The organism is Cyclobacterium sp. L-R, assembly GCF_056859355.1.
Map to the genome: position 1 here is coordinate 18,779 of NZ_JBSXOH010000040.1, position 25,231 is coordinate 44,009.

A 25,231-nucleotide genomic window follows, 5' to 3' on the forward strand; every position below is an offset into this window, starting at 1 on the left:
GGCATTTATGACAGGAAGCATTATGCTTTTCATGTCTTCATGCGATTTGTTCAAAATGAAAAATGAACAAGCGGATACAGATGATGCTATTGTGGCCACAGTTGGTAATGCGAATCTTTACCATTCAGACATCGACCACATAAGCAGAGAAATGTCTCCGGATTTGGATTCAGCTGAATTGGTAAATCGTTATATCCAAAGTTGGGTAAAAAAGCAATTGGTTATCCGTGAAGCAAGCCAAAACCTCACACTTAACGAGGCTGAGATTAACAGAAAATTACTGGACTACAGGTATGCACTGATTGCTTATGAATTCGAGAAAAACTACGTAGAAAAAACACTTGACAAAGACGTAACCCAAAAAGAAATTGAAGAGTATTACACAAATAATAACCAGAACTTCGCGTTAAAGGAGATAATCGTACGAACCAATTTTGTAAAACTTGAAAAAAACATTCCTCAAAGAAGGCAGTTGGAACGCTTGCTAAATAGCAACAGCGAGAGTCAAAAGGAAGAATTAAAGGAGTTTGCCATTCGCTATGCCAACAATTATTTCATGGAGGACTCCACATGGATCAACTTCGATGACATAATATTAAATACACCCTTGACAAAAAACAACAACCATGTTCAATTGCTCCGTAACGAAAAGTTGATACATGTAGATGATGAAACCTATGCCTATTATTTCAAAATATTGGAATACAGGCTTCAGGATCAGGTTCCTCCTTTGGAATTTGTGAAAGACGAGATTTCAAAAATCATCGTAAATAAAAGAAGAGCAGAGATTGCTGAAAAATTAAAAAGAGATATTTATAACAATGCACTTGAAAACAATGAGTTTACCATATATGAATAAATTGACCAAAGGCCTCAGCTTACTGTTGGTATTCGGTCTTTCCTTTTTCCAAATGGCTTTGGCACAAGACACTACGGAATCTGCCAAACCTGAAGAAAAAGAGAAAGAAAAAAAGCCAACAGGCCAAGTGCTTGATAAAATCATCGCTAAAGTAGACAACTATATTATTTTGGAGTCGGATCTTCAAAAAGCCTATTTGGAAGCCTCTTCACAGGCTCAACAAGGTTTTGAGATCCCTTCAAGATGTCAGGTATTTGAATCCTTGCTAATCAATAAAATGATGATGGCTAAATCAGAAATTGATTCCGTGATTGTTTCTGAAGCAGAAGTAATTATTCAAACCGATCAGCGATTTAATATGGTACTTCAACAGTTTGGTGGTGATGAAGAAACACTTATCGAAGCCTATGGTAAAACTGGGGATCAATTAAAAAACGAGATCCAGGATGCCGTAAAAGAACAACTGGTCGTACAAAAAATGCAGGGTGTGATCACCCAAGATTTGCAAGTATCTCCAAACGATGTAAGGAAATTTTATAGCTCCATCCCCAAAGATTCACTGCCATTTTTCTCCTCGGAAGTAGTGGTTGGACAAATTGTGAAAAAACCAGAAATAAGCCAATCTGAAAAAGACAAGGTGTTTAATAAATTAGCTGAAATTAAAGAGCGAATTCTTAGTGGTGAAGCTGATTTTGCTGAAATGGCCAAACAGTATTCTGAAGGCCCATCTGGACCATTAGGTGGTGACCTTGGGTTTTATAAAAGAGGAGAATTGGCTCCACAATATGAGGCCACGGCTTTTGAACTCAAGCCAGGGGAAATCAGTGACCCTGTAGAGACTGTATTTGGTTTCCATATCATTCAACTACTTGAACGAAGAGGAAACACCTTTAATACAAGGCATATATTAATGATGCCAAGCCCCTCAGAGGAAGACATCTTAAAGGCTGAACACTCTTTGGACAGTCTACGTAAAGAGATTGTGGATGGAAATATCTCTTTTGCCAAGGCTGCTAAAGAGAACTCTGATGATAGAGAAACATCTGATGCCGGAGGCTTTTTCACTGATCCTACCACTGGATCCAACAGATTAACCTCTCGAACTTTAGAAGATCCCATACTATTTTTTACCTTAGACAGTATGGAAATAGGTGACATCACACCCGTCATCAGGTTTGATGATGTAGATCCTAGAAACCAAAAATCAGAACCAGGGGTTAGGATACTCTATTACAAAGCAAGATATCCAGCCCACAGGGCCAATATCTCTGATGACTACGAAAAACTAAAAGCCGCAGCACGGCGTAAAAAAGAAGAAGACATCTTGGCAAAATGGTTTGTTGTAGCCAAAGAAGAAGTATTCATTGACATAGACCCAGCCTATGACAAATGTGAAGTTTTAAAGGATTAAGAGAATTACAGACCCATTTAAAAATGCTTCCTATACCATATAGGAAGCATTTTTTTTGTCATCGAATCCGATTAAAGGAATTTTAGCAATAGACAATCTATTACGTGCTGAAATCGCTTCAAAATCAGCCACTTCGTTGCTGTTTTCAATTTCACCATAGCGGTGCTGAGCTAAAATATCCAAACAGCCTGATTGTCTTGCGATTGCAATACTTCCCGTAAACACGGGACAGGCTTCACCCCTGACTATTGGTCAGGACGGAGAAATCCTATTACATAATCCGGGTTTAACGAGAAGCTGACAGTAATAAATTTTGCTTCAAAAAATTTGAAAAGTCTAAAATTCTTTCCGATCTGTACATTTTTAGAGCAGTGACACTATACTGATAAGCCAATAATTCGTTTTTGTTATTATAATGGTTGATGGCTTGATTAAAATACTGAAGTCCTATTAGGTTTTGCAGGTCAATGCTTCTATAAATTGTAGGTATAGCTTCCCCTTCATTACTGGTTAAAACATTCCATTGATTAAGGATTCCCTCCCCACTACTGTATTTCGCCAAATAAGCTTTTTGAGCTCCCCTATCTGCTATAAACCCAGTTTCAGGATCAGTTACTTCCAAAACAATAAACTCATTGGCTAAGGCTACCTTTAAAAAAACATGGTAGGTCGTTTCGATGACCTCATAATCAAATCCGAAGTAGTCCAGTAAACCGGCCAAAATTAATGAGCCACTTACGCAATCATAGCTGCCCGAAATAAAAGTATCTTGGGTCAAACTGTACTGCCTGTATTCCTGAAACAACTGTTTATGGGAGCGGTAAAATATATTCTTTACCATTCTTTGGGAAGTCCCCCATTTAGCAAAGTCTTTTCTCAATTGCTCATGCAAAACACTGAACTGCTCACTTCCTAACCGCCAAGACATCACTAAAGCTGTACGCTCAGATGGAGTTTCTATAATTGGCAAATGCGCATGGTTTTTGGCTAGAACTGTTGGGGAAACAGTAGCCAATAATAGCAAAACCATTATAAGAAGAGACTTCGGCATTTGTCTAAATTAATACACTGTTAACTAAAGTTAACAATTTATTAACATAGCAGCAAAAAAAATATCCTCCCAAAAGGAAGGATATGCAAAAAATTAATTATCAACCTAACTTAAACTCGAGTAAAAAGTGCTGTTGTAATGATTTCAAAAACTTTAGAACTAGGTTGATTCTTATGTACATAAGCCTTTAACCAAAATATGCAATAGATAATCTTATACATGCCGAAATCGCTATAAAATCTGCCACTTCCTTGATGCTTTCAATTTTACCATAGCAGTGCTATACTAAAATATCCAAACAACCTGATTTTCTTTCTATTACAAATCCGGGTTTAAAAATTACCATTGAACAGTTTAAAGCCCATAAGAAAAGTTAATGTTTATCAATGTACCTGGATTCAAACTGGAAAAAATCTGATCATCAGCATTGTAAGAACGGAAGACTTCTTGTCTGGACTGGTTAAGTAAATTTTGAACATTTATCCCCGCCTTTATTTTTTCACTTGCTCCAAAAGTCTTGTTAAGGCTTAAATTTACCGCGTGAAAAGGGACACTATAGGTGTCTGTTCTGTTCCCAAAACCAATATAATTAAGTGTGGCACCTTGAACATTATAAAACAGACCTGCTTCAAGACCCGATAGTTTATTGTTATAACTCAAGCCTGTATTGATAATATAAGGAGCCTGACCTGACATGTCCCTTGTCTTTACTACTTTTTCTCCTTCTCTAGCTGTCAACTGTCGGGACATCAATTCCGCTTCTGACATTTGAATCTTTGAGCTGGTCAAAGTACCATTGAAGTTAAAAAAGAAAGCTTCAAGAGATGGACTAACAAATGCTAGTGATTTCCTCATTTCCAATTCGACTCCTGCCACTGTTCCATTTCCTACATTTCTAGGCTGGAAAGCTCCTGGATCAGAAAGGAATTGCACCATCTCAATGGGCTTATCAAAAGTCTTATAAAATGCACTTACCGAAAAGAGTTGTCCTGCAGAAAGGAATTGCTCCCACCTAAGGTCGAAATTATTGATTCGGGTTGCTTGCAATTTTCCATCCCATAAAACTTCTGTTCCTCCCTGTGTCCTTTCTTCAAACAAACCACCTATGAATGTCCTCCCTGTAATGGGATCTAAGATCTCAGCAAAGGACATCTCCTTAAAGGAAGGTCTGGCTATGGTGCTGGAAAAAGAGAAACGAAGATTCTGGTTCTCCTTAAGGCTCCTTATCAGGTTTACCGTAGGAAAAAGGTCCACGTCTCCCAATACTTTCTCATTATTGTATACAATGGTTTGAGTTTGATTTGAACCGGTATAGTACTGGTCAAATTTTTCTACCCTCAAGCCTACGATTGCTTTTAACTTGGCCACAGGAGTAAATTCACTGTGAGCATACAACCCGATATTACTTAGGTTGGCATCATAGCTATTGGGGTTGTTGGGGATAAACAGGGGACTGTATCGAACCCCATTCCTATTCTCCTCTGAAAACAAGTTGCTTTCTACAAGCACCTCATTGGGATCACCTGTAAATGTCCCATTTCCAGTAGCAAATTGAAAGTCCTGGATTAGAAAATCCCTTTTTTTGTAAGCATAAGAGGAGCCAAATCGCAGTTTAGCAGGTTGACCAAATAGGCTATGGTTTTTAGCAAGATCAAGCTTTCCTATTAAGTTTTTCTCTTCGAGAGATCTCCAAATTCTTTGAGGCAAACCGACTTCTGTAGATATAGTATTGTTGGGTTTTCTAAACCTTAGCACTCTTACATCCGGATCATCTATAGATGACAAGGTAGGCGCAATTTTCCAGTTCAATTCCCATTCCCCGCCTTTGCTATAATGCATACCACTAAGCAATAAATTGGTCAATGCTCTCTGGCTGTATTCAATATTGTACTGATCCGCTTCAAAAACAGCTCCCAAATTGGTATTTTCAAAGGCGAAATTACCAACCTTAGATGCTCCGTTTTGTAAACGTATAAAATTCAATTTGTATTTAGAATAATCAGTTTTATAAGCCAGGCCAAATAAACCACCAAGCAGTACATTGTTTTCTCCATAGTTCCCCACAGACCTTTCCAATGGTTCTAATTCAGATTGATCGGCCTCTCTGGGTTTTGCATAAAGATTAAACTGAGCATTCTTAAAAAACTCAGAAGTATTTTTATAAGTAATGGCAAAATTATAACCGAAGGTATTATTCCCATGGGCAAATTGATCTCCAAGTGAGAAACCTAAGTTATAATTCATAAGGTTCTGCTGCTTTTTACCCCCAAACACAGGATTGAAATCTTTCAATATGCTCTGGTAAAGCTGTCCTTTTTCTCCTCCTGGGTTACCTACAACATCTGCATATTGTGGGATATCCTCAATGCCTTGTGTAGGGATCGCTCTAAAACCATTGTCAAAACCTAAAAAGTCTGTGGCACTTCCTTCCGTAGTTAAAAAATCAGAATTGAAATGCATGGAAGGGTTATAGCCTCCACCTATGGAAAGCCGCATTGTTTTTTCTTCCGGAAAGTCTTTGGTCTCAATATCCACAATACCTCCAGTAAAATCTGCTGAAAGGTTACTTGTAAAGGATTTTGAAACGATGATGTTGTCAATAATATTGGTAGGGAAAATATCCATTTGTATGGTGTTCCTGTCTGGATCCAAGCCCGGAATATCCACCCCATTCAAGACGGTCTTGGTGTAACGGTCTCCTAACCCACGTATGTACACGTATTTCCCTCCTTCGATGGAAACACCCGTTACTCTTTTGATTGCAGATGCCGCATCTCCATCCCCAATCTGGCGAAAAGCTGCAGAACTAATTCCATCCATCAACTGGGTAGCATTTCTTTTTACTGTCATCAAAGCCGCCTCAGTAGTTCTGATGGCTTCTGCTGATATGGTTACCGTTTCTAAATCGGAGGTAAATTCCGACATCCTAAGGTTGTCAAGAAGGGTGACTTGTCCCTTGTTAACAGTTATCTCCTCAAGGTTCAAACTGTTGAAAGAAATGAATGAGGCTTGCAAGGTGTAAATACCTTCTGGCAATTGAATTTCAAAATCTCCATCAAAGTCGGTAACTGCACCTAATTGTGCACCGACAACTGAAACAGCCACACCAAACAAGGGCTCTCCTGTTCCTTCATCATAAATTGTTCCCCGAATGGTACCATTTTGGGCCATCACATTTGAGGACAAAAGCAAAAACCCTATTAAGATCCAGCTAAAGGTAAAATTTTTCATTATGTTTTTTTTAATAGTACAGCGATACAATAAAAAAGTTGTAAAGGGATACCTTACGTATCCCTTTCAAAAAATGGTGGTTGGTGTTTATTTTAAATCTGTCAATTTGCCTGCTTCAGCAGCCCAGGTCCAATCACTAAAGGCAGCCTTGTCTGCTCCTACAGTGCTTGCATCATCTGCTACTGTACTTGCATGGGCAGAAGTCCCATGTTTGAATACACTGCTAAGCGATACTCCTTCAGCGATTACTATCTCAAGGTTTTCGAAAGCAAGAATACCATTTTCGAAATTTTCTAAAGACTTGTCTCCACTTAGGGAAAGATCACCTCTACCATCCGTAGTTGCAGGATCAGCAAAGCTTTTGAAAAGTATGTTTTTGAAAGTTCCTCGGGCTCCATCTCTGAAGTCTCCCAACTCTGAAACATCATTTCCTACAATGCTTCCGTTTTGAACGGTGTGACCTGCATTGTAAGCGCCTTCAGGGCCATCAATTTCAAGTGCATGGTCTGTGGCTGAACCTGTGATTACAATAAAGTTATCAAGTGTACCTGCCCAAGCTTGATCGGTATCTAAAGCATCATCTCCAGAATTCCAGATAAGGGCATTTTTTACGCTTACAGTACCACCAAACCATTCGATGCCATCGTCTTGGTTAGCGATTACTTCAACATTTTCAATGATCGTCTGAGAACCAACGCCTCCTAAAGTCAAACCATTGATTTCATTTCCTTCTCCTATATTGGCTCCACCATGACGGATAGAAACATATTTGATAATTCCAGAATAATCTTCTGGATCATCTCCACCATATAGTCCATTTGAATCGGATGGAGGAATACCTTCAATCTGTACCTCAGTTACATCACCTGCGAAAGAACCAGGAGCCTTGCCCAATACCAACAAACCTCCCCATAATCCATCAATATCAGGATCAAGGTTAGGACTAGCTACCATACCAGGTGCTATTTCATCAGCGATAGAAGTAAATATTATTGGTTGATCAGCAGTACCTACTGCTTCAATCTTGGCCCCACGGGCAATAACAAGAGCAGTTGCATTAGATCCAGATCCAGCTTCACCTTTAACGATTACACCTGGGTTGATTTTAAGTGTAACTCCAGCAGTAACAGCTATTCTACCACTTAGAACGTAAACCTTTCCGGTTTCCCACTCCTCATCAGCAGTGATATTGTTTTCAATTTTTATGACTGAAGCAATTTCTCCTACAGTAAGTACATAGGTAGAAGTCTGCGTGTCTCCATTTTTATCAGTAGCTACAAATTCGAAAACAAGGTTTTTATCCGCATCCTCAGCAGTAGTTTGGTAAGTAAACTCATGGTTTGCGGTAACTTCTCCATTAAAATTAATGGTTTCTACAGTAGCTCCATCTTTCCGAACAACCAATGTGGACAATCCATCTGCTGCTGTAATGGTAGCAGTAACAGGGGCCACACTCTGGCCAGCTTCTACTACTGCTGTAGCAGGAACTCCGGATATGGCAACGGAATTATTTGGCGTTTCTTCCTCAGTACATGCTGTCATAAGAACGGCAGCGACTGTAGCGATCATCATCCAATTAAATAATTTCTTCATGGTTAGTGTTAGATTTTTACGTCTGTTTTAGATTCGGTTACAAATCTGACGCAAAATTCTATCACCCTGTAAAAAAGCGAATTATGAAATTTTGAAATTAAATTGATGAATTTAACCTTCCCTTAACATTGAACTAAAAATGGGCCTTCCCATGGTCTCTGCGCGTTAACAACACTTAAAGACCAACAGATAAGCTGCTTAAATTTTAATGACTAATTTTTAATAAATCTCTGACATCCATAAATACCACAGATGAATAAGCCAATCCATGTTGCCTTGGAACAAACGCTTATCACATTCCTGGACAGACAATACAAATTGCTTTTAGTACTATTACCAATACTCCTTAAACCATTAGCTCAGCCCCAGACTATATCAGCACATCTTCCTTTTTCTTCAATTCCTCTTTTAAAAACTTAGCGGTATGACTACTAGGGTGATTGGCTAATTTTTCAGGAGTTCCACTAAAAAGGATTTCTCCACCTTTCTCCCCACCTTCTGGTCCAAGGTCTATAATATGATCCACCACCTTAATCACATCCATATTGTGTTCAATAATAAGGACTGTATTTCCCTTGTCTACCAATTGCTGAAGCACGCCAAGAAGCAAACCAATGTCTTTGAAATGCAAGCCCGTTGTAGGTTCATCCAGAATATAAAAGGTTTTTCCAGTGTCTTTCTTGGAAAGCTCTGTGGCTAGTTTTACACGCTGCGCTTCTCCTCCCGACAAGGTGGTGGCATGTTGACCTAAGGTTATATAATCCAGCCCTACATCATGCAACGTTTGAATTTTTCTTAAGATCTTTGGAATGTGCTCAAAAAATTCTACGGCCTGTTCCACGGTCATGTCTAGTACATCAGCAATAGATTTCCCCTTAAACCTAACTTCCAGAGTCTCCCTATTGTAGCGCTTCCCTTTACAGGTTTCACAAGGAATATGAACGTCAGGAAGAAAATCCATCTCGATCAACTTCATTCCTCCACCTTCACAATCCTCACAACGACCTCCTTTAACATTAAAGGAAAATCTTCCGGGTTTGTAACCTCTAATTTTGGATTCAGGCAAATCTGTAAACAAAGCCCTGATATCGGTAAAAACACCTGTATAGGTCGCAGGATTAGAACGTGGAGTTCGCCCAATAGGAGATTGATCCACTTCTATTACCTTATCCAAATGCTCAAGACCACTTATCTCTTTATGAGGCAAGGGTTCTTTCTTTGAATTATAAAACTGCCTGTTAAGCAAAGGATACAGGGTTTCATGAATCAGGGAACTTTTGCCTGACCCTGATACACCTGTCACACAAACCATGGTTCCCAAAGGGATTTCCAGGTTAACATCTTTCAGGTTATTTCCACTTGCCCCTTTTAATTTCAATTTTTTTCCTGAGCCTTTTCTTCTTTTTTCTGGAACAGGTATGCTTAGAACCCCATTAAGATAATTGGCTGTTAGGCTATTGGAGGCTAAAATTTCTTGAGGGGTACCACTGGCTACAATTTGACCACCATGGCGGCCTGCTCCAGGTCCTATGTCCAACACATAATCAGCCTCCATCATCATGTCCTTGTCATGTTCTACGACAATGACTGAATTTCCCAGGTCTCGCAAGTCTTTGAGTGCATGTGTCAACTTCACATTGTCTCTTTGATGCAAACCTATACTCGGCTCATCCAAAATATACAAAACGCCCACTAGTTGGGTTCCTATTTGAGTTGCCAGTCGAATCCTTTGGGCTTCCCCTCCAGACAAGGTTCTTAAAGGTCGGTTTAGCGAAAGGTAATTCAACCCTATGTCCAGCAGAAAGCCAATTCTTTTCCTGATTTCTTTTAAAACCTCTGCGCCAATGATCTTCTGCCTTTCGGTCATTCGCTCCTCAATATTGGCAAACCATTCCCCCAGACTTGTGATGTCCATTTGTGCCAATTCACCAATATGCTTTTCGGCTATCTTAAAGTGAAGTGCTTCTTTTTTAAGTCGGTAGCCCTCACATTCGGGACATTTTCTGGTGCTTGTGAAATCAGAGATCCATTTCTGGATTTTATCAGACCCTCCTTCTTTTTGTTTCTGAAGGAAATTCAAAATTCCTTCAAAGGTAGTGTTCCACTTTGTGCCTGGGTATTTTACAGAATCAACTGCCACTTCCATTTTATCACCATACAGTAAGGTCTGTATTACTTCTTCGTCCAATTTCTCAATGGGTGTTGCCAGGCTGCCTTTGTATCGCTTAAGAATGGCATCAATTTTTTTGAAAATCCAAATGTCTCTGTATTCCCCCAAAGGGGCTATCCCACCTCTACTGATACTCAAAGAGGGGTCGGGAATTACACTTTCCCTAGTAATTTCTTCAATTACTCCCAGACCATTGCAAGAAGGGCATGCTCCATAAGGACTATTGAAGGAAAAAGAATTTGGTGCCGGCTCATCATAACTCAATCCCGTATGTGGGTCCATCAGGTATTTGGAAAAATGATGTATTTCCCCTTTTTCATCAAGTAGCATCATTACTCCTTTCCCATGTTGTAGGGCAGTTTTTAATGATTGGGAAATCCTATACCGGTCTCCTTCTTCTGCAAGAACCCTATCGACCACAATTTCTATATCATGGATCTTGTAACGGTCTACTTGCATTTTAGGCTCCAACTCTACTATTTCTCCATCTATCCGAACTTTTGAATACCCCATCTTACGGATCTGCTCAAACAATTCTCGATAGTGCCCTTTCCGACCCTTTACTACCGGGGCCAAAATGGATAGTTTTTTGTCCAAAAAGACATTGAAAATCTGCTCCACGATCTGATCTTCAGTCTGCCGAACCATCTTCTCACCTGAAAGGTAGGAATAAGCCTCACCTGACCTGGCATACAGGAGACGCATAAAATCGTAAATCTCAGTTACGGTACCTACAGTGGATCTGGGATTTTTTGATGTAGTCTTTTGCTCAATGGATATAACTGGAGAAAGCCCATTGATTTTGTCTACATCAGGCCTTTCCATTCCCCCCAAAAAAGATCGTGCATAGGCAGAAAAACTTTCCATATACCGTCTTTGGCCTTCCGCATAAATGGTATCAAATGCCAGTGAACTTTTACCACTGCCACTCAATCCAGTAATCACCACCAATTTATTTCTAGGTAAAGTAAGGTCAAGGTTTTTGAGGTTATGCTCTCTGGCCCCATATATTTCAATATGTTCTTGAGAAGGTTGATTTTCTGCTGACATCGGATAGATTTTCGCTTGTATTGGTTTAACCTAAATTAGGTATTAACTGTTCTAATTGCTGCTAAATTTACTGTCCTAGCACCGGACAATTTTGTTCTTTGAAGGTTTTTTCAATCCTAAGAAGGGTGAAGAATTCCATAATCATAAACCTCATCACAACCCTTATGGATCAGAATAATTTATAATAATCATAGATAAACCCGACTGAAAAGAACATAACTAGAATAAGCCTTAAATTATACAAATGGTTCATTTTTAGTAAAGGATCTAATTGGCGGCCTTCTCGCGTAGGTCTTGCTCAGTGTCTCCAGTAATTGTTGATTTCAGCCCACTTAATATCAGGTTCCACCAATAATGAAAAATAAACTTGTGTTTTTCCCTCTGAAAATACACTTCGCCTTTCTGAAGGTCTCCCGATTTTTGTGGGTTATGCGTCCTAATCACAAGTGTATTGGCAAGAAAAGCACCAATATCCCTAAAAACATTTTTATTTCGCTTATAATTTTTATCCAGTATTTCTATTTTCAAATCAGAATACCTTGCCACGACATCTCCTGTGCCATCTAGGTCATCTGCTGTAATATTAAAGTAAAGATTGTCTAACCTTCCTTGCTTCAGCGCCACTCTTGTGGCTGGCATAATCATATTATTGAGACTGGTCAGATTCATTGCTCCAATATTGCCCTCCAATAAGAACTTCCCATCCCTGTCATTGATCAGGTAATCAGCCTGCATATCAATCTGCCCTTCCCCCATTAACCTTCCTTTAGCAGTGATCCTTAGGGTATCATTTTGCGAAAGCTTTTCCGCATAATTGGTAAAGCCCAAAATCTCCCCATTGACTTGATCGAAAAAAATCTTTCCAGAAGAAGGGGCCTTGGTGTCAGGCCTCTCCTGATAGCTAATTGTCGCATTCTCAAAATTGATTGCCTTCAACCATATGCTCTTAGGCAAGTCCTTGATAATATCATGAATCATTTTGGGCCTTTTTGAGGTATCCTCCACTTTTCTTTTGTCCCTGAAAACCTCCAATTCCAAATGATCCAATTGTACATTATCTGCGTCTATTTTTCCCTCTCTAAAATAGGATTGAAAATTCATGCCTGTTATCTCCAGCCTGGCATTGTTCACCTCCATCCAATTGGTCTCTTTATCAAACCGATTGATATAAGAATATTTTCTCAATTTGTTTTTAAAGGCTCCCTTATCAATACTCAGCCTTTGTTCTGCAGTATTGAAGGATAGGTCATTGGCTTGTATCACATTGATATAATCATTGACATGAAGCTGCACCTCACCCAAATAACCTTCTATAATATCTACTGAAAATATTGCCTCCTGACTCTTTATGTCCTCATCACTTAAACTAAACCCATCAGCAAATACAAATAAGTCATTTATCAATAGTCTAGTAGAATCTGATTTGCTGTCTTTATTAATAAAATCGGCTTTATTGACCCGAAAATGGTTAAGTTCAATCAGCCTGTAGTTTTCTCCCTGACTTCCTTCATCTTGCCCCATCTTATCAGTTATTTCTTCCAGATCGGGAGTAATTGTCTCCAAGACCACATCAGCTATATAGGCAGAGTCCAGATGGATGCTATTGTAAAACAAAAAATCCACCCATTGAAAACCCGTCAAGCTGGCTTCTTTGAAAGAAAGGTTGAATTTGATCTTATCCTCCTCCATCAACTCCTTACCCGGGTAAATACTAACCGAGTCCATTTTCAAAAAAGTACCACGGTAATTATAATCCAACCTAATTTTTCCAAAATTAACCTCATGCCCCACAAAATCGCTGGTCCGGAGGATCATATTACTGACAATTCGCTCTGCGTTTTTATTCAGGTAGTTATTTACCAATACTGGTAATAAATAAAAAAAACCAAGCAAAACTAGCCCAATTATAAAGGTAATAATGACAGGTTTTTTCATATAACAGGTTTTTATTCCATTCAAGTTAAGGATAAAAACCAATTCTTTAAGAAAAGGTTTTTACAAGGGCAATTTTATTACATAAGTTTGTCCTTTTCTGACAATAAGTTTGGAGTTAATTAGCCAAGGATTGTAGATTTTTACTTCCTTGTAATTGCTCTTTTGTTTAATTGCCCAAGATGCAAGATTGTCAATACTTTCACTCACTTCTATTTCCCTAAGTGGGGGTAAGGAATACAAATCGTCATTTTGAAGTTCGAAACCATATTTCGCTTGGTTTTCAAAAATCTCTTTCATTGCAAGAATTCTAAAAATATATCTACTGGTTTCTTCATTAAGATAAAGATTGTAATAATCAGGACTGAGTTGCTGATTTTTACGCCTGGCAATTCCTGCCATACCCATATTGTAACTTGCGGCTACGCTGGTCCAATTTCCAAATTTGCCATAGGCTGCCCGGATGTATTTGCAGGCGGCTATGGTTGATTTTTCGAAATGGTACCTTTCATCTACATCCCGATTGACTTGCAATCCGAAATCTCCAGCCGTCCCTTTCATAAATTGCCAGAAACCTTTGGCTCCCACCGGGGAGGTGACATTTAATAAGCCTGATTCAATGACCGCCACATATTTAAAATCGTCAGGAATACCATTTTCCTTCAAGGTCTGTTCAATGAAAGGAAAATATTTACCTGCTCTTTTGAGCATCAGCAAGGCATTAGATTCCCAATAGGCATTGACATAAATTTCCCTCTCATACCTTTCAAAAACATCAGGTTGATCTATAGGAACTTTTTCCCCAGCAAACTCAGGCTTGTCTGGAAGATCAAATATTCGTACACGAGGAATGCTTCTTGCCTTTCCTTCACGCAATTCAGCAGCTTCACCATCATTGACTTTTAATTGAGGTTTTTCCTCTTTGGTTTGGTATAGCAAATAGCCAATAATTACAAATTGCAGCGCTACAAGGAAGTATAAATTATAAGTATGCTTCTTTTTCAATGGCTTAGTAATTTGGTGATAATAGGTATTTGTTATAAAAATCGTCTATGGCTGCAACTGCATCATCTGCAGAGTCCACAAGCACAAAAAGATCTAGGTCTTCCTTATTGATATTGGCGTTGGACTCTAACATGGTGGTCTTGATCCATTCGATCAATCCTTCCCAATATGCCTTACCAACAAGTACTATTGGAAAACGACCGATCTTCTTGGTTTGGATAAGGGTCAAAGCTTCAAACAATTCATCCATGGTCCCAAAACCTCCCGGCAAAACGATAAATCCCTGAGAATACTTGGTAAACATCACCTTACGGACAAAAAAGTAATCGAAGGTAAGCAGTTTGTCCGGGTCAATATATATATTATTAAATTGCTCAAAGGGCAAGACAATATTTAACCCTACAGACTTTCCTTTTTCTGAATGAGCACCTTTATTTCCTGCTTCCATGATGCCTGGACCACCTCCGGTTATTACCCCATAACCATGCCTCACAAGCTTTGCGGCAATGGCCTCAGCTTTCTGAAAATTATGGTGGTCTGACCTTGTTCTGGCAGAACCAAAAATAGAAACACAAGGCCCAATTTTGGCAAGCTTTTCAAAACCTTCAACAAATTCACTAATTACTTTAAAAATTACCCAGGAATCTGCACTTTTAATTTCAGCCCAGTCTTTTTCCTTAAAAGCCCTTCTTATTTTATCCTCCTCTTTACCTTCGTCCATTCTCATCAAATCAAAAACTAAACATCTAAAATAAAACCAATAATTTTTTCCTAATGTAAACCATCCGAATTGAGCAAACAAACTACATTTATACAAAAAATGAAAATCTTTCCATTAAAATATCGATTTTAAAATGCCTAGCCATTAGTTTTCAGAATATTTTCCCTTATTTAAAGCATGGAATCTATTTATCATGCTGACTATTGGCCATTTGCCATTCTATTGTCCAGTATTGCACTGGTAGTAGCTTTGGTTTCCCGGTTGAGGTTTCACCCTTTTGTTGCTTTGGTACTGGCTGCTGTTTTTGTCGGTCTTATGACGCCAAACCTTATGGAGAACAAAGGCATTGTTGCTGCACTCGATGAACCCATGATCGCTTTTGGTGTAATGGCAGGGAAAATAGCTTGGGTGATTGCACTGGCGGCCATTATAGGAACTGCCATGCTGGAGAGCGGTGCCGCAGAAAAAATCGTAACCCAATTGCTTAATAAACTGGGTGAAAAACAAGCCGCTTTGGCCCTGCTTATTGCAGCCTTTTTGCTTTCCATCCCGGTTTTTTTAGATACGGTTTTTTTCTTACTTATCCCCTTAGGTATTAGCCTGGCCCTCAAAACGGGTAAAAACTATATCCTTTATGTAATTGCCATAGGAGGTGGTGCAGCCATAACCCATAGTATAGTCCCTCCTACACCAGGCCCACTTATCATGGCCGAAAGCCTAGGAATAGAGTTGGGAACCGTGATCCTTTCTGGAATGATTTTAGGGATTATCCCCGCCATATTGGTATTATTTATTGGTAAAAGAATCAATGAAAAAATGGATGTGCCCATCCGGATAGCATTGCCAGAAAACACAGGCGATGCTTCAGAAATATCCTTGACCTGGGCACTCGCTCCCATTGTTTTACCCATCCTGATGATAGGTTCAGGAACAATGGTTCAGGCCATTACCGGACACGTTCCTGAATGGTTGGTTTTCTTAGGTAATAAAAATCTAGCCATGGCTGCAGGAGCAGGGGCAGCCTTGTATTTGTGGGCCAAATCTGAGAAAATGGCCTCCAGAGAATTATGGACTAAGGTAGGCAAGCCTTTGGAAATAGGAGGTATAATCATTCTTATCACAAGTGCTGGCGGTGCTTACGGCGCCATGATCAATAATAGTGGCATTGGAGAGGCCATTAGATTGGCTACAGAAAATTTTCCGCTACATTTTATACCCCTTGCCTGGCTGATAGCCGCGGTATTAAAAACTGCACAGGGATCAGGAACTGTGGCGATGATTTCCAGTGTGGCCATTATGTCTGCACTTATAGGAGATGGTCAATCCCTGGGTTTTCACCCCGTCTACTTATTGATGGCCATGGGCTTTGGTTCACTGTTTATTTCTTGGATGAATGACAGCGCTTTTTGGGTGGTAGCAAGAATGAGCGGACTAACAGAAAAAGAGGCCCTCAAAACCTGGACCTTTCTGCTCGCTTGCATTTCATTGGTAGGGATGGCGCAGGTTTGGTTGCTTTCCTACATATTCCCTTTTGTCTAAACATAAACCCAAATACATGAATGTACTCATCATAGGAGGAGGCGGATTTATTGGTAGCAGATTGGCTACAGAATGGCTACTACAACACCCCGAATCCAAAGGAAAAATAACGCTAGTTGACCAGGCCTTTTTGGACAACATCAAAAATAACCCAGGATTTAAATGCATTGAAGGCGATTTTAGCGACCCATCGTTAATTGATCCGCTAATAGAAAAGAAGCCCGAACTGATATTTCACTTGGCAGCAGTGGTCAGTGGTGAAGCAGAAAAAAACTTTGACCTAGGAATGCGTGTCAACTTATACGGTTCCCTGCACCTGCTAGAGAAATGTAGAGAACTGGCTTATTGCCCAAAAGTGGTGTTTGCTAGTTCCTGTGGAATCTTTGGTGGTGATGTAAATCAAGTACTCACCGAAGAAACTGCACCGAAACCCAAAAGCTCCTATGGTACCCAGAAAGCCATGGTAGATTTGCTAATGAATGATTTCAGTCGACGTGGTTTTGTAGATGCCAGGTGCCTAAGGCTCCCAACCATCACCGTTAGGCCAGGAAAACCAAATGCAGCGACCTCCTCTTTTTTAAGTAGCATCATTCGGGAACCATTAAACGGTAAGCCTACGAGTTACCCTGTTGCTCCTTCATCGCCTTTTTGGATACTCTCACCCAAACAGGTGGTTCGTAACTTTATTCATGCGGCCAAACTAGCCGGCAAAGACATAGGAGACGACCGAACCATTAACCTTCCTGGCATAACTGTAAGCGTACAGGAGATGATTGACAGTCTGGAACAGGTTACCCATAAAGGCATAACCGACCTTATCTCCTATGAACCCGATGCCTTTCTTCAAAGCATTGTGCTTACCTGGCCTCCAAATTTTGACACCAAAAAGGCAGATGCTTTAGGTTTCACTGCTGACAAAGATACCACGGAGATCATCACCAATTACATTCAGGAAGAGCACATACAAGTACCCAAAAAATAAGCCCAATTTATGAAGAATACGATAAAAACTGCGCTAATCACCGGAGCAGGTTCAGGTATAGGAAGGGCCGTGGCGCAAGCCTTGGCCAAGGACAATTGGACACTCATATTAACCGGAAGAAGAAAAGAAACATTGGAGGAAACCGCCAAAATTTGTGGCCAAGACAATGTTTTGATTTACCCCTCCGACATCACATCACCTGAAAGTGTGAATGCATTGTTTGATAAAGTACGGGAAAAGTACGGACGTTTGGACTTGCTTTTTAACAATGCAGGGATCAATGCGCCAGCCGTTCCTTTGGAAGACTTGAGTTATGAAGATTGGAAAAAGGTGATCGACACCAACCTCACGGGAGCATTTCTATGCACCCAACAAGCCTTTAAATTAATGAAGACCCAAAGCCCAAAGGGTGGTCGAATCATCAACAATGGCTCTATCTCCGCTCATGCTCCCAGGCCAATGTCCGTGGCTTATACCGCAAGCAAACATGCAGTAACAGGACTGACCCAATCCACTATTCTTGATGGAAGAGATCAAAACATTACCTGCAGTCAGATTGACATTGGCAATGCCAAAAGTGACATGACCAAAAAAATGGAAGAAGGCACCCTACAAGCGGACGGTTCCCGAAAAGTTGAGCCCACCATGGACGTCAATGAAATTGGCAGGGCAATCGTCTATATGGCCAGCCTCCCTCCTGACGCCAATATTCCCTTTATGACCATTATGGCCAATGGCATGCCATATATAGGGAGAGGGTGATTGGATAAAAAATCATAAATCCCCCAATTTTTCTTTAACTCCCAGAAAAAAAATTTCTAATAAAAAAAGGTTACAACTTTGCCTTTCGGTAGTTGTAACCTTTTTGCATCAATCTTTCTACCTGTTTTTTTAAGCCAATGCAGCTGAAATGGCTTTGCTTAAAGAGGTGCTTGGTCGGCCAATCAATTTTGAAAGTTGGTGACCAGCATCGAACAAATCTCCTTTTTCTGTGGAAACATGACTTGAGGCTAGAAATTGGGCCAAGCCTTCTGGTAAACCACTCTTTATTAGTGCCTGAGCATAATCACTCTCAGGTAAATTTACATAAGGGATGTCTTTTCCGGTTTGACGACTTATTTCAGCCGCGTAATCACTCATGGTGAAAGCTTCGTCACCGGCAAGTTCGTACACTTTCCCTTCCTGACCTTCTGAGGTTAAAACCGTAGCCGCTGCTGCTGCATAATCTCCTCGGGTAGCAGAAGAAATCTTCCCGTCTCCAGAACTTCCATACAATGTACCTAAACCAATTACTGCCTGAAGCGACTCTGTATAATTCTCTGTGTACCAACCATTGCGTAGGATCACATGAGGAATACCTGATTTTTTCAATACTTCTTCTGTCCCAATATGCTCGCCCGCAAGACCTAATGTGGAACTGTCCGCCTTTAACAAACTTGTGTAAACGATAGTCTTGATTCCAGCATTTTTGGCTGCTTCAATCACATTGATATGTTGGGGCAATCGTTTCCCGATTTCATTTCCCGAGATCAACAAAAGTTTGTCAACTCCTTTTAAGGCAGCGGATTGTTGCGCTGCTTGATCATAATCAAATTCCCGTGCCTCCACACCTAAATCTGCAACCTTTTGTGGGTTTCTAACCAATGCCACAATATTTTCTGCCGACGTTCTTTCTTTCAATTCTTCAATTACCAAACGTCCAAGCTTTCCTGATGCTCCTGTTACTGCTATTTTCATCTTTTTAAGTTTTAATTTAAACACAATTTATTTTGATTACCTAAAGTATTCTAGTTACTTTTGGTAAGTCAAAGGTAAATAGTAAGTATATATTTAACAAGAACTTACGTACGAGTAGGATACTTACGTCAAGGTAAGTAATGCAATAAATCAATTAGTTATGGGTAAAAAAATATTTGAAAAAAACGAAAATCTTGAAAATTGTCCGGTCCGAAATGTAATAGACAGGATAGGTGATAAATGGTCCATGCTAATAATTTTGTTATTGGCAGAGGAGCAAGTATTGCGCTTTAACGAGATCCATAAATGCATTGGAACAATTTCTCAAAAAATGCTTACTGTAACCTTAAAGTCTCTGGAATCGGATGGATTGGTGAAGCGAACCGTCTTCCCCCAAATCCCACCCAAGGTAGAGTATGAATTGACCCAGAGAGGAAAATCACTACTGCCACACCTTTTAGCCTTAACGGAATGGGCAAACAATAATATGAGCGACATTAAGGCCTCCAGAGAACAATATGAAAAAGTCAATGCTTAAAAACTTTATGCTAAAGACATTATAAGATCCCCCTTTAAACGCTTTAGACAAAACCTATATTAGCAGTATTACCACCACCAACTTTGGGTAAATAGGCCAAAAAGGAGGAGGTAATGTAGCTTTTATAAAAGGAATTAAACTTAAGGGCACACAAATTGTGGAAATGCAAGTCGCCTAGTCGCTAACTGATTTAGAATTATTTATCAAATACGATATCAAAACTTTATTAACTCCAAAAAACTAAAAAAAGCAGTATATGAATGACCAAGAATTTAAGGCTTTTGTTGTTGAAGATAAGGATGGTGAATTTATTGGATCCATTAAAACAAGAAATATTGAAGCGCTACCTAAGGGTGATTTGCTAATCAAAGTATCCTACTCCTCCCTTAATTATAAGGATGCGCTTTCCGCTTCAGGAAATAAAGGGGTTACAAGAAATTTCCCTCACACACCCGGCATTGACGCTGTAGGTATTATTGCTGAATCTGATAATTCTGGCTTTAGTGAAGGGGATAGGGTAATTGTTACCAGCTATGATCTCGGGATGAATACGGCTGGGGGATTCAGTGAATACATTCGGGTTCCTGCAGAATGGGCAGTAAAGTTACCCGAAAACCTTAGCATGAAAGAGGCAATGATTTACGGGACAGCAGGCTTAACCGCTGGAATCTCCGTATTGCGACTAACCGAATTGGTTAAACCCGAGGATGGTAAAATCATGGTTTCCGGTGCTTCGGGCGGAGTTGGTGCATTGACTGTGGCGATCCTTTCTAAATTGGGTTACACTGTTGTGGCCATCACCGGCAAAGAGCATGAAAAAGATTACCTTACGGATCTAGGGGCCAAAGAAATAATCTTACGTGCTGATTTTGAAAATTTAGACAAACGCCCTTTGTTAAAACCCCTTTGTGCAGGCGGAATAGATACCGTAGGGGGCGTTATCCTTGAGAACATTATCAAATCCACAGCTGCAATGGGCACCATTACCTGTTGTGGCAATGTGGCCTCCCCTAACCTAAGCTTGACCGTTTTCCCATTTATTCTAAGGGGTATTTCGCTTATTGGAATCGATTCGCAGAATTACCCTATGCGCTACAGAGAGCAAGTTTGGAACAAATTGGCCAAAGATTGGAAACCTTCACAATTGACGGCTACTTGTGATGAAGTAACACTTGAGACACTGCCTGAAAAAATTGCGCTAATGCTTAAAGGAAAATTAAAAGGAAGGACTGTAGTAAAGCTAGCAGAGTAAGCGAGCAGAAATACGCTAAAAATTAGCGTTAATTATCCTAAATCAGGCTTATGCGATAAAGCAGCCATTGCATAAGCCTGATTTACAATTACCTCTTTGGCATCACCACCCCATCGGCATTTTTATTCAACTTCATTTTCACCAAAACTTCATGCAGTGTTTCAGCGGCTAGCCCATGGAGCACCAACCTATAGGCTGCACTGTATGTGGTGACAGGAACCATAGGGTGTTTGTTGTTGATCAAACCAAGGTGGCCTGGCGTACCTAGAATTTGAGAAGCATATATGGCGATTGTTTCATCCAATTGCAAAGAATTGGAAGCCCTGATAAAGTCATTGGAGGTAAGGAACAGTTGATAGAAAGGAGTGAAAAGTTCTATAGCAGACCTCAAGTCCAGAATATTTGTCCACCGGTCGGGGAAATCAATATGATCAAATTGATCCTCTGTGATCATACTTAAGTTCATCTGTTCAGGCGGGCCTATTGTTATGTTTTTTTCTCTCAATTGACGGTTAAGGCGAATTACAAAGTTGTACAAATTCAAATCATGTTTTAAAAACAAGTCGTCTTTTACATCCTCAAAATTTCGTGGTTTAAGCGGGTCTCCCGCAACTTCCACATTCGGAATATTGCCTCCAATAAATTGTAATATCTCTGTACCAATATGAAAATGCCTAAAAATAAGCAAATTGGCATCCGGGCTTACAAAGCGCTTGAGTCCCCAAGCCAAGATCCTATGAAGAACTTTTGAAGAATTGATAAGTTTGGGAAAAAAAAACTTGAAAATATGAATGAAGAACATGGTGATCTTAGATCCTACTTCAATAAAGGGCAGCAAGTACCTTACAGAGCGTGAAGAATTGTCCCTCATTAAAACCAACTTGGTCGTTTGGTTAATCGGAATGCTATCATCAAGAAATAAGGCCAACCAAGGGTTGGGATCCCTTTCATCATGTTTCGATAAATCTAATATATTGTCTTTCATACTTCTCGCTAATAATTCCCCAATTCTTCCAATTGCATCTTGTATAACCTTGCCGTTGCTTTCGCTGTTTTAACGATCGCCTTTGCTATATCTATATTCATTTTGGGATGATTCAATGCCTGCTCTAAATTATGAAAATGATTTTCATCAGCCGTGCCATGGTAAGTAAAGAAAGAAACCTGACTGTCTTTCAACTCCAACTGGTCTTGAATCATTTCACCCCAAAAACCGGCCAATCGTTTTCCTATCCCCTCAATAATAAACATCGCCCCTAGCAAATCAATGGGATTGGGTTTGCTTGCCTGCTGAAACATAAAAGAAGTCAAGGCAACAGTACCAATGTTTTTATCACCGGACCTTATGGTTTCCATACTCTCCCCCAAAGCCTCAAAGTTCCTTTCAAGCATTTGGTAATCTTTGTGTTCTGTTGCAGTGTGTTTGATAAATGCGGAACGCAGTTCAAACAAGTCAATGTCTATATTTGAGGCAGCTCTGGAAATCCATTGAGAACCATCTATGACTTGTTGTCTAAGGTCTATTAACAACAGCTTATAATCAGCCATACTCAACTTCCCATCATGAATCTTGGCGACTACAGGTACTTTGAGCAAGTCCGTTTCAAAATCAATCCAAACTTGGGCAAGATTTCGTATCAACCACTCTGAAGTTTCATTCTTATCAATAATCAATTCAGGTGGTTCTATTTCTCTAATTGGGTAAGCCTTGGTCTTCAAATTAGCATTTCCCTCCACTGTTAATCGCATATAAGAAGTGATGAATCGACCACTTTCAGGTACCATACAGAGTATGGTATCACCAGTTTTTAGCTTTCCGGAATACATCAATTCTTCCAACATAATAAAAATTGAGGCTGCCCCGGTATTCCCTTTGGATGTAAGATTGCTAAACCATTTCTCTTCGGCTACGGCTCCTCCTCCCTTTTCCATCAGCTCCTTGATCGTATCTTTGAAAACCTCAGAGGAATAATGACAACACAACCAATCAATTTGAGAAGCACTAATCTTCCCCTGATCGATTAACTCAAAGTAATGCGAAACACCGGTTTTAATTACCTTTTCCAAGAGCCTGGTATCCTGTTTCAAATTTATTGCTCCGGCTTTAGAAGCTTCCTCATAGCTTGAATAATCTAGCCATGATTTTCCTCCTTCATTTTTATTGTCCAACTTGCCGGTGTACATACACACCGGGAATTCATTGGCATAAGACTTAATGTCAATCCAGTCTATTCTCAAAGAAATCCCCTCATGATTTTTCTTGTTTTGAAGCACAAAAGCACCAGCTCCATCAGATAACATCCAACGCAAAAACTCCGCATCAAAAGGCAAAGCTTCTACTCCCTGTGCCTCGAATCTTGAGGCTTTAAACATTCTACTCGGAAGCTCACTTCCTACACAGACTGCATTCTGTTTCTCTTCACTTTTAATTTGACTAAAGGCATTTTTCAATGCCATGATCCCACTGGCACAAACACTCTGAAAACTGGCTACTTCACAGCGCTTGAAGTCCAAATCAGCATGCACCATGCTGGCAAATCCTGGTATTGGTAAATCTCCTTGGGTTGTCCCTGTACACAATAACTCAATATCAGCAGACCGTAAATTGCTTTTTTTGAGGGCATTCTTCACCGCATTTACAGCTAAAAGAGCATTGGAATGGGTGGTTTCCTGGGATTTGTTTAGGGCGTAAAACCTCGTTTTAATACCATTTTGTTTTAAAATCCGTTCTTTTACACGACTATCCTTCCCGTTGATCCTCCCCAGAAAATCCTCCATTTCTTCGTTTGAAACAGCTTTATTAGGTAAAAAGGCACCTGATGCGGTTATATATACTTCATTCATTTGTTATCTATTTTGTCTGGAAAACAATTTATCCAGAAGATTAAGTGCAAAGCCATAGTTTTTTCTACCTCTACTATGGTGCTCATTGTGACAGGTGCCAAAGTGCTCCCACCCATTCCCTTTGCCATTTCCAAACCTATAATTACAATGCCCGGCAAAATTCAACAAAATGCTTACCAGAGGGAATATGAAAACGGCAAGTATAGAAAATGGAATAAACGGCAATATGGTTAAAGGTACCGTACTTAATAATAAGGCCTCCACCCAATGAAAGCTAAACACAGAATAAACTGTTGGGACATGCGATTTATGGTGAATGTAATGCACCTGTTTCATCATGAATTTTTGATGCATCAATCGGTGCACGAAGTAAAAGTGAACCTCATTCCATAAAGTAAGTACAATAAGCCCAGCCAATCCCGTAAGCCAGGTATTGGGTAATAATTCTATAATACCTAAACGTACAAAGTAAATAACAGGTATAATCGAAAACCCAAAGACCACAATGGACTTCAGAGAATGTTTGATTTCAAAAATAATCTGCCGGCGAGAAACTTCCTCGGGCCGAATTTTGTGAAGCAGTTTACGAGATTCCAAAAATCTACAAATGGCTAAAAAAAGAGCTCCTATACCAAAATATAGCAGTAAAAAGTAGCCCAAGGAAAGCCCAAACAAAATAAAGTAGGAATAGTCGTACAGTACATGTCTTATAAAAGGCTCCATTAGGTCTCAAAGTTTTTACCGAGTGTGGAATAGGAATCTTAAACCCGGTATATGCAATAGACAATCAATTACGTGCTGAAATCGCTTCAAAATCAGCCACTTCGTTGCTGTTTTCAATTTCACCATAGCGGTGCTATGCTAAAATATCCAAACAGCCTGATTTTCTCGCGATTGCAACACTCATCACGAACCCTATTACATAATCCGGGTTAAAGATAGGCATTTCTTCTTTTTGTCTTTTCACCTCAGATCAATGACCTGTCAACGCATTATTTGATAGGGAAGCTGAAATTCAAAAAATCAATTAAACCCGAGGGATTTTGAAGTAAAATGCGTCTATAAAAGTAGTGTACAAACCCAAGGTTACTGCCATGGGTTGAAAGATTAATTATGACATTCAATTTCATTAAAAAGTTGAGTACTTTATGAAGCCTAAAAATCAGACTATCCAAGCGGAAAATTTAAAAAAGAACTTCTATGAGGACTTTCTAAATCGCTTAAAAAAAATAAACACTGACCTGAAAGAAGTAAAAGAGTCCCTGCCAGAAATAAATGGTTTTAACAGGGACTCGAAAACTGAAACTTGCAAATAA

19 protein-coding genes are annotated in these 25,231 nt (G+C 39.7%); 7 read left to right on the plus strand and 12 right to left on the minus strand.

Annotated elements, in window-relative coordinates:
• Positions 1–7: 7 nt before the first annotated feature.
• On the plus strand, positions 8–859 hold the full coding sequence (locus AC13EX_RS03750; protein ID WP_482891592.1) for a peptidyl-prolyl cis-trans isomerase: 852 nt from the start codon (positions 8–10) through the stop codon (positions 857–859).
• Entirely contained in the window at positions 837–2,270 is a 1,434-nt protein-coding gene (locus tag AC13EX_RS03755) for a peptidylprolyl isomerase (RefSeq protein ID WP_482891593.1), read from the plus strand. Before AC13EX_RS03750 ends, AC13EX_RS03755 begins: the two co-directional genes overlap by 23 nt.
• 30 nt (positions 2,271–2,300) lie before the next feature.
• Here the strand turns inward: AC13EX_RS03755 and AC13EX_RS03760 are convergent, their stop codons facing one another.
• From AC13EX_RS03760 to AC13EX_RS03795, 8 genes are all read right to left on the minus strand, one after another.
• Positions 2,301–2,453 carry a hypothetical protein gene (locus AC13EX_RS03760; RefSeq protein ID WP_482891594.1) on the minus strand — a complete coding sequence of 51 codons (153 nt, stop codon included), beginning with the start codon at positions 2,451–2,453 and terminating at the stop codon, positions 2,301–2,303.
• 103 nt (positions 2,454–2,556) lie between these two features.
• Complete coding sequence (locus tag AC13EX_RS03765) at positions 2,557–3,321, minus strand: hypothetical protein (RefSeq protein WP_482891595.1); 765 nt, start codon at positions 3,319–3,321, stop codon at positions 2,557–2,559.
• A 354-nt stretch (positions 3,322–3,675) separates the two neighbouring features.
• Positions 3,676–6,552 (minus strand): TonB-dependent receptor, encoded by a 2,877-nt coding sequence (locus tag AC13EX_RS03770; RefSeq protein ID WP_482891596.1) that lies wholly within the window; start codon positions 6,550–6,552, stop codon positions 3,676–3,678.
• Positions 6,553–6,639: 87 nt separating this feature from the next.
• Complete coding sequence (locus AC13EX_RS03775) at positions 6,640–8,145, minus strand: hypothetical protein (protein ID WP_482891597.1); 1,506 nt, start codon at positions 8,143–8,145, stop codon at positions 6,640–6,642.
• Between the two features lie 370 nt (positions 8,146–8,515).
• Positions 8,516–11,365, minus strand: coding sequence for an excinuclease ABC subunit UvrA (gene uvrA, locus AC13EX_RS03780; RefSeq protein WP_482891598.1), 2,850 nt, complete (start codon positions 11,363–11,365; stop codon positions 8,516–8,518).
• A gap of 267 nt (positions 11,366–11,632) precedes the next feature.
• Positions 11,633–13,300, minus strand: a complete 1,668-nt coding sequence (locus AC13EX_RS03785; RefSeq protein ID WP_482891599.1) for a hypothetical protein — start codon at positions 13,298–13,300, stop codon at positions 11,633–11,635.
• 60 nt (positions 13,301–13,360) lie between these two features.
• On the minus strand, positions 13,361–14,302 hold the full coding sequence (locus AC13EX_RS03790) for a lytic transglycosylase domain-containing protein (protein WP_482891600.1): 942 nt from the start codon (positions 14,300–14,302) through the stop codon (positions 13,361–13,363).
• 4 nt (positions 14,303–14,306) lie between these two features.
• Positions 14,307–15,029 carry an LOG family protein gene (locus AC13EX_RS03795; protein ID WP_339710567.1) on the minus strand — a complete coding sequence of 241 codons (723 nt, stop codon included), beginning with the start codon at positions 15,027–15,029 and terminating at the stop codon, positions 14,307–14,309.
• Between the two features lie 171 nt (positions 15,030–15,200).
• Here AC13EX_RS03795 and AC13EX_RS03800 point away from each other — a divergent pair, with 171 nt between their 5' ends.
• Genes AC13EX_RS03800 through AC13EX_RS03810 form a run of 3 tightly spaced genes read left to right on the plus strand, consistent with a single transcriptional unit; the run spans position 15,201 to position 18,306 of the window.
• The gene (locus tag AC13EX_RS03800; RefSeq protein ID WP_048641932.1) at positions 15,201–16,562 is read left to right on the plus strand and encodes a GntP family permease; all 1,362 of its coding nucleotides are present in this window, start codon (positions 15,201–15,203) and stop codon (positions 16,560–16,562) included.
• 16 nt (positions 16,563–16,578) lie between these two features.
• Entirely contained in the window at positions 16,579–17,544 is a 966-nt protein-coding gene (gene denD, locus AC13EX_RS03805) for a D-erythronate dehydrogenase (RefSeq protein ID WP_482891601.1), read from the plus strand.
• A 9-nt stretch (positions 17,545–17,553) separates the two neighbouring features.
• Positions 17,554–18,306, plus strand: coding sequence for an SDR family oxidoreductase (locus AC13EX_RS03810; protein ID WP_482891602.1), 753 nt, complete (start codon positions 17,554–17,556; stop codon positions 18,304–18,306).
• Positions 18,307–18,435: 129 nt separating this feature from the next.
• On the opposite strand, the gene AC13EX_RS03815 is transcribed toward AC13EX_RS03810, so the two are convergent.
• On the minus strand, positions 18,436–19,281 hold the full coding sequence (locus tag AC13EX_RS03815) for an SDR family oxidoreductase (protein WP_482891603.1): 846 nt from the start codon (positions 19,279–19,281) through the stop codon (positions 18,436–18,438).
• Positions 19,282–19,441: 160 nt separating this feature from the next.
• On the opposite strand from AC13EX_RS03815, the gene AC13EX_RS03820 reads away from it, so the two are divergent.
• Together AC13EX_RS03820 and AC13EX_RS03825 are read left to right on the plus strand one after the other, a co-directional pair.
• A complete protein-coding gene (locus AC13EX_RS03820; protein WP_482891604.1) occupies positions 19,442–19,819 on the plus strand; it encodes a winged helix-turn-helix transcriptional regulator in 378 nt (125 codons plus the stop codon).
• A 256-nt stretch (positions 19,820–20,075) separates the two neighbouring features.
• Entirely contained in the window at positions 20,076–21,071 is a 996-nt protein-coding gene (locus tag AC13EX_RS03825; protein WP_482891605.1) for a YhdH/YhfP family quinone oxidoreductase, read from the plus strand.
• Positions 21,072–21,159: 88 nt separating this feature from the next.
• Here the strand turns inward: AC13EX_RS03825 and AC13EX_RS03830 are convergent, their stop codons facing one another.
• Genes AC13EX_RS03830 through AC13EX_RS03840 form a run of 3 tightly spaced genes read right to left on the minus strand, consistent with a single transcriptional unit; the run spans position 21,160 to position 24,638 of the window.
• Positions 21,160–22,056: a DUF6999 family protein gene (locus AC13EX_RS03830; RefSeq protein ID WP_482891606.1), complete on the minus strand. Its 897-nt coding sequence runs from the start codon at positions 22,054–22,056 to the stop codon at positions 21,160–21,162.
• 8 nt (positions 22,057–22,064) lie between these two features.
• Complete coding sequence (locus tag AC13EX_RS03835) at positions 22,065–23,915, minus strand: 3-oxoacyl-[acyl-carrier-protein] synthase III C-terminal domain-containing protein (protein ID WP_482891607.1); 1,851 nt, start codon at positions 23,913–23,915, stop codon at positions 22,065–22,067.
• A 3-nt stretch (positions 23,916–23,918) separates the two neighbouring features.
• Entirely contained in the window at positions 23,919–24,638 is a 720-nt protein-coding gene (locus tag AC13EX_RS03840) for a sterol desaturase family protein (protein WP_482891608.1), read from the minus strand.
• Positions 24,639–25,231 lie beyond the last annotated feature (593 nt).

Excerpts from the sequence above, each read along its gene's own strand:
- AC13EX_RS03750 (WP_482891592.1), top strand. The coding sequence starts at position 8 with ATGACAGGAAGCATTATGCTTTTCATGTCTTCATGCGATTTGTTCAAA.
- AC13EX_RS03755 (WP_482891593.1), top strand. The coding sequence starts at position 837 with ATGAGTTTACCATATATGAATAAATTGACCAAAGGCCTCAGCTTACTG.
- AC13EX_RS03765 (WP_482891595.1), bottom strand. The coding sequence starts at position 3,321 with ATGCCGAAGTCTCTTCTTATAATGGTTTTGCTATTATTGGCTACTGTT.
- AC13EX_RS03770 (WP_482891596.1), bottom strand. The coding sequence starts at position 6,552 with ATGAAAAATTTTACCTTTAGCTGGATCTTAATAGGGTTTTTGCTTTTG.
- AC13EX_RS03775 (WP_482891597.1), bottom strand. The coding sequence starts at position 8,145 with ATGAAGAAATTATTTAATTGGATGATGATCGCTACAGTCGCTGCCGTT.
- uvrA (WP_482891598.1), bottom strand. The coding sequence starts at position 11,365 with ATGTCAGCAGAAAATCAACCTTCTCAAGAACATATTGAAATATATGGG.
- AC13EX_RS03785 (WP_482891599.1), bottom strand. The coding sequence starts at position 13,300 with ATGAAAAAACCTGTCATTATTACCTTTATAATTGGGCTAGTTTTGCTT.
- AC13EX_RS03795 (WP_339710567.1), bottom strand. The coding sequence starts at position 15,029 with ATGAGAATGGACGAAGGTAAAGAGGAGGATAAAATAAGAAGGGCTTTT.
- AC13EX_RS03800 (WP_048641932.1), top strand. The coding sequence starts at position 15,201 with ATGGAATCTATTTATCATGCTGACTATTGGCCATTTGCCATTCTATTG.
- denD (WP_482891601.1), top strand. The coding sequence starts at position 16,579 with ATGAATGTACTCATCATAGGAGGAGGCGGATTTATTGGTAGCAGATTG.
- AC13EX_RS03810 (WP_482891602.1), top strand. The coding sequence starts at position 17,554 with ATGAAGAATACGATAAAAACTGCGCTAATCACCGGAGCAGGTTCAGGT.
- AC13EX_RS03815 (WP_482891603.1), bottom strand. The coding sequence starts at position 19,281 with ATGAAAATAGCAGTAACAGGAGCATCAGGAAAGCTTGGACGTTTGGTA.
- AC13EX_RS03820 (WP_482891604.1), top strand. The coding sequence starts at position 19,442 with ATGGGTAAAAAAATATTTGAAAAAAACGAAAATCTTGAAAATTGTCCG.
- AC13EX_RS03825 (WP_482891605.1), top strand. The coding sequence starts at position 20,076 with ATGAATGACCAAGAATTTAAGGCTTTTGTTGTTGAAGATAAGGATGGT.
- AC13EX_RS03830 (WP_482891606.1), bottom strand. The coding sequence starts at position 22,056 with ATGAAAGACAATATATTAGATTTATCGAAACATGATGAAAGGGATCCC.
- AC13EX_RS03835 (WP_482891607.1), bottom strand. The coding sequence starts at position 23,915 with ATGAATGAAGTATATATAACCGCATCAGGTGCCTTTTTACCTAATAAA.
- AC13EX_RS03840 (WP_482891608.1), bottom strand. The coding sequence starts at position 24,638 with ATGGAGCCTTTTATAAGACATGTACTGTACGACTATTCCTACTTTATT.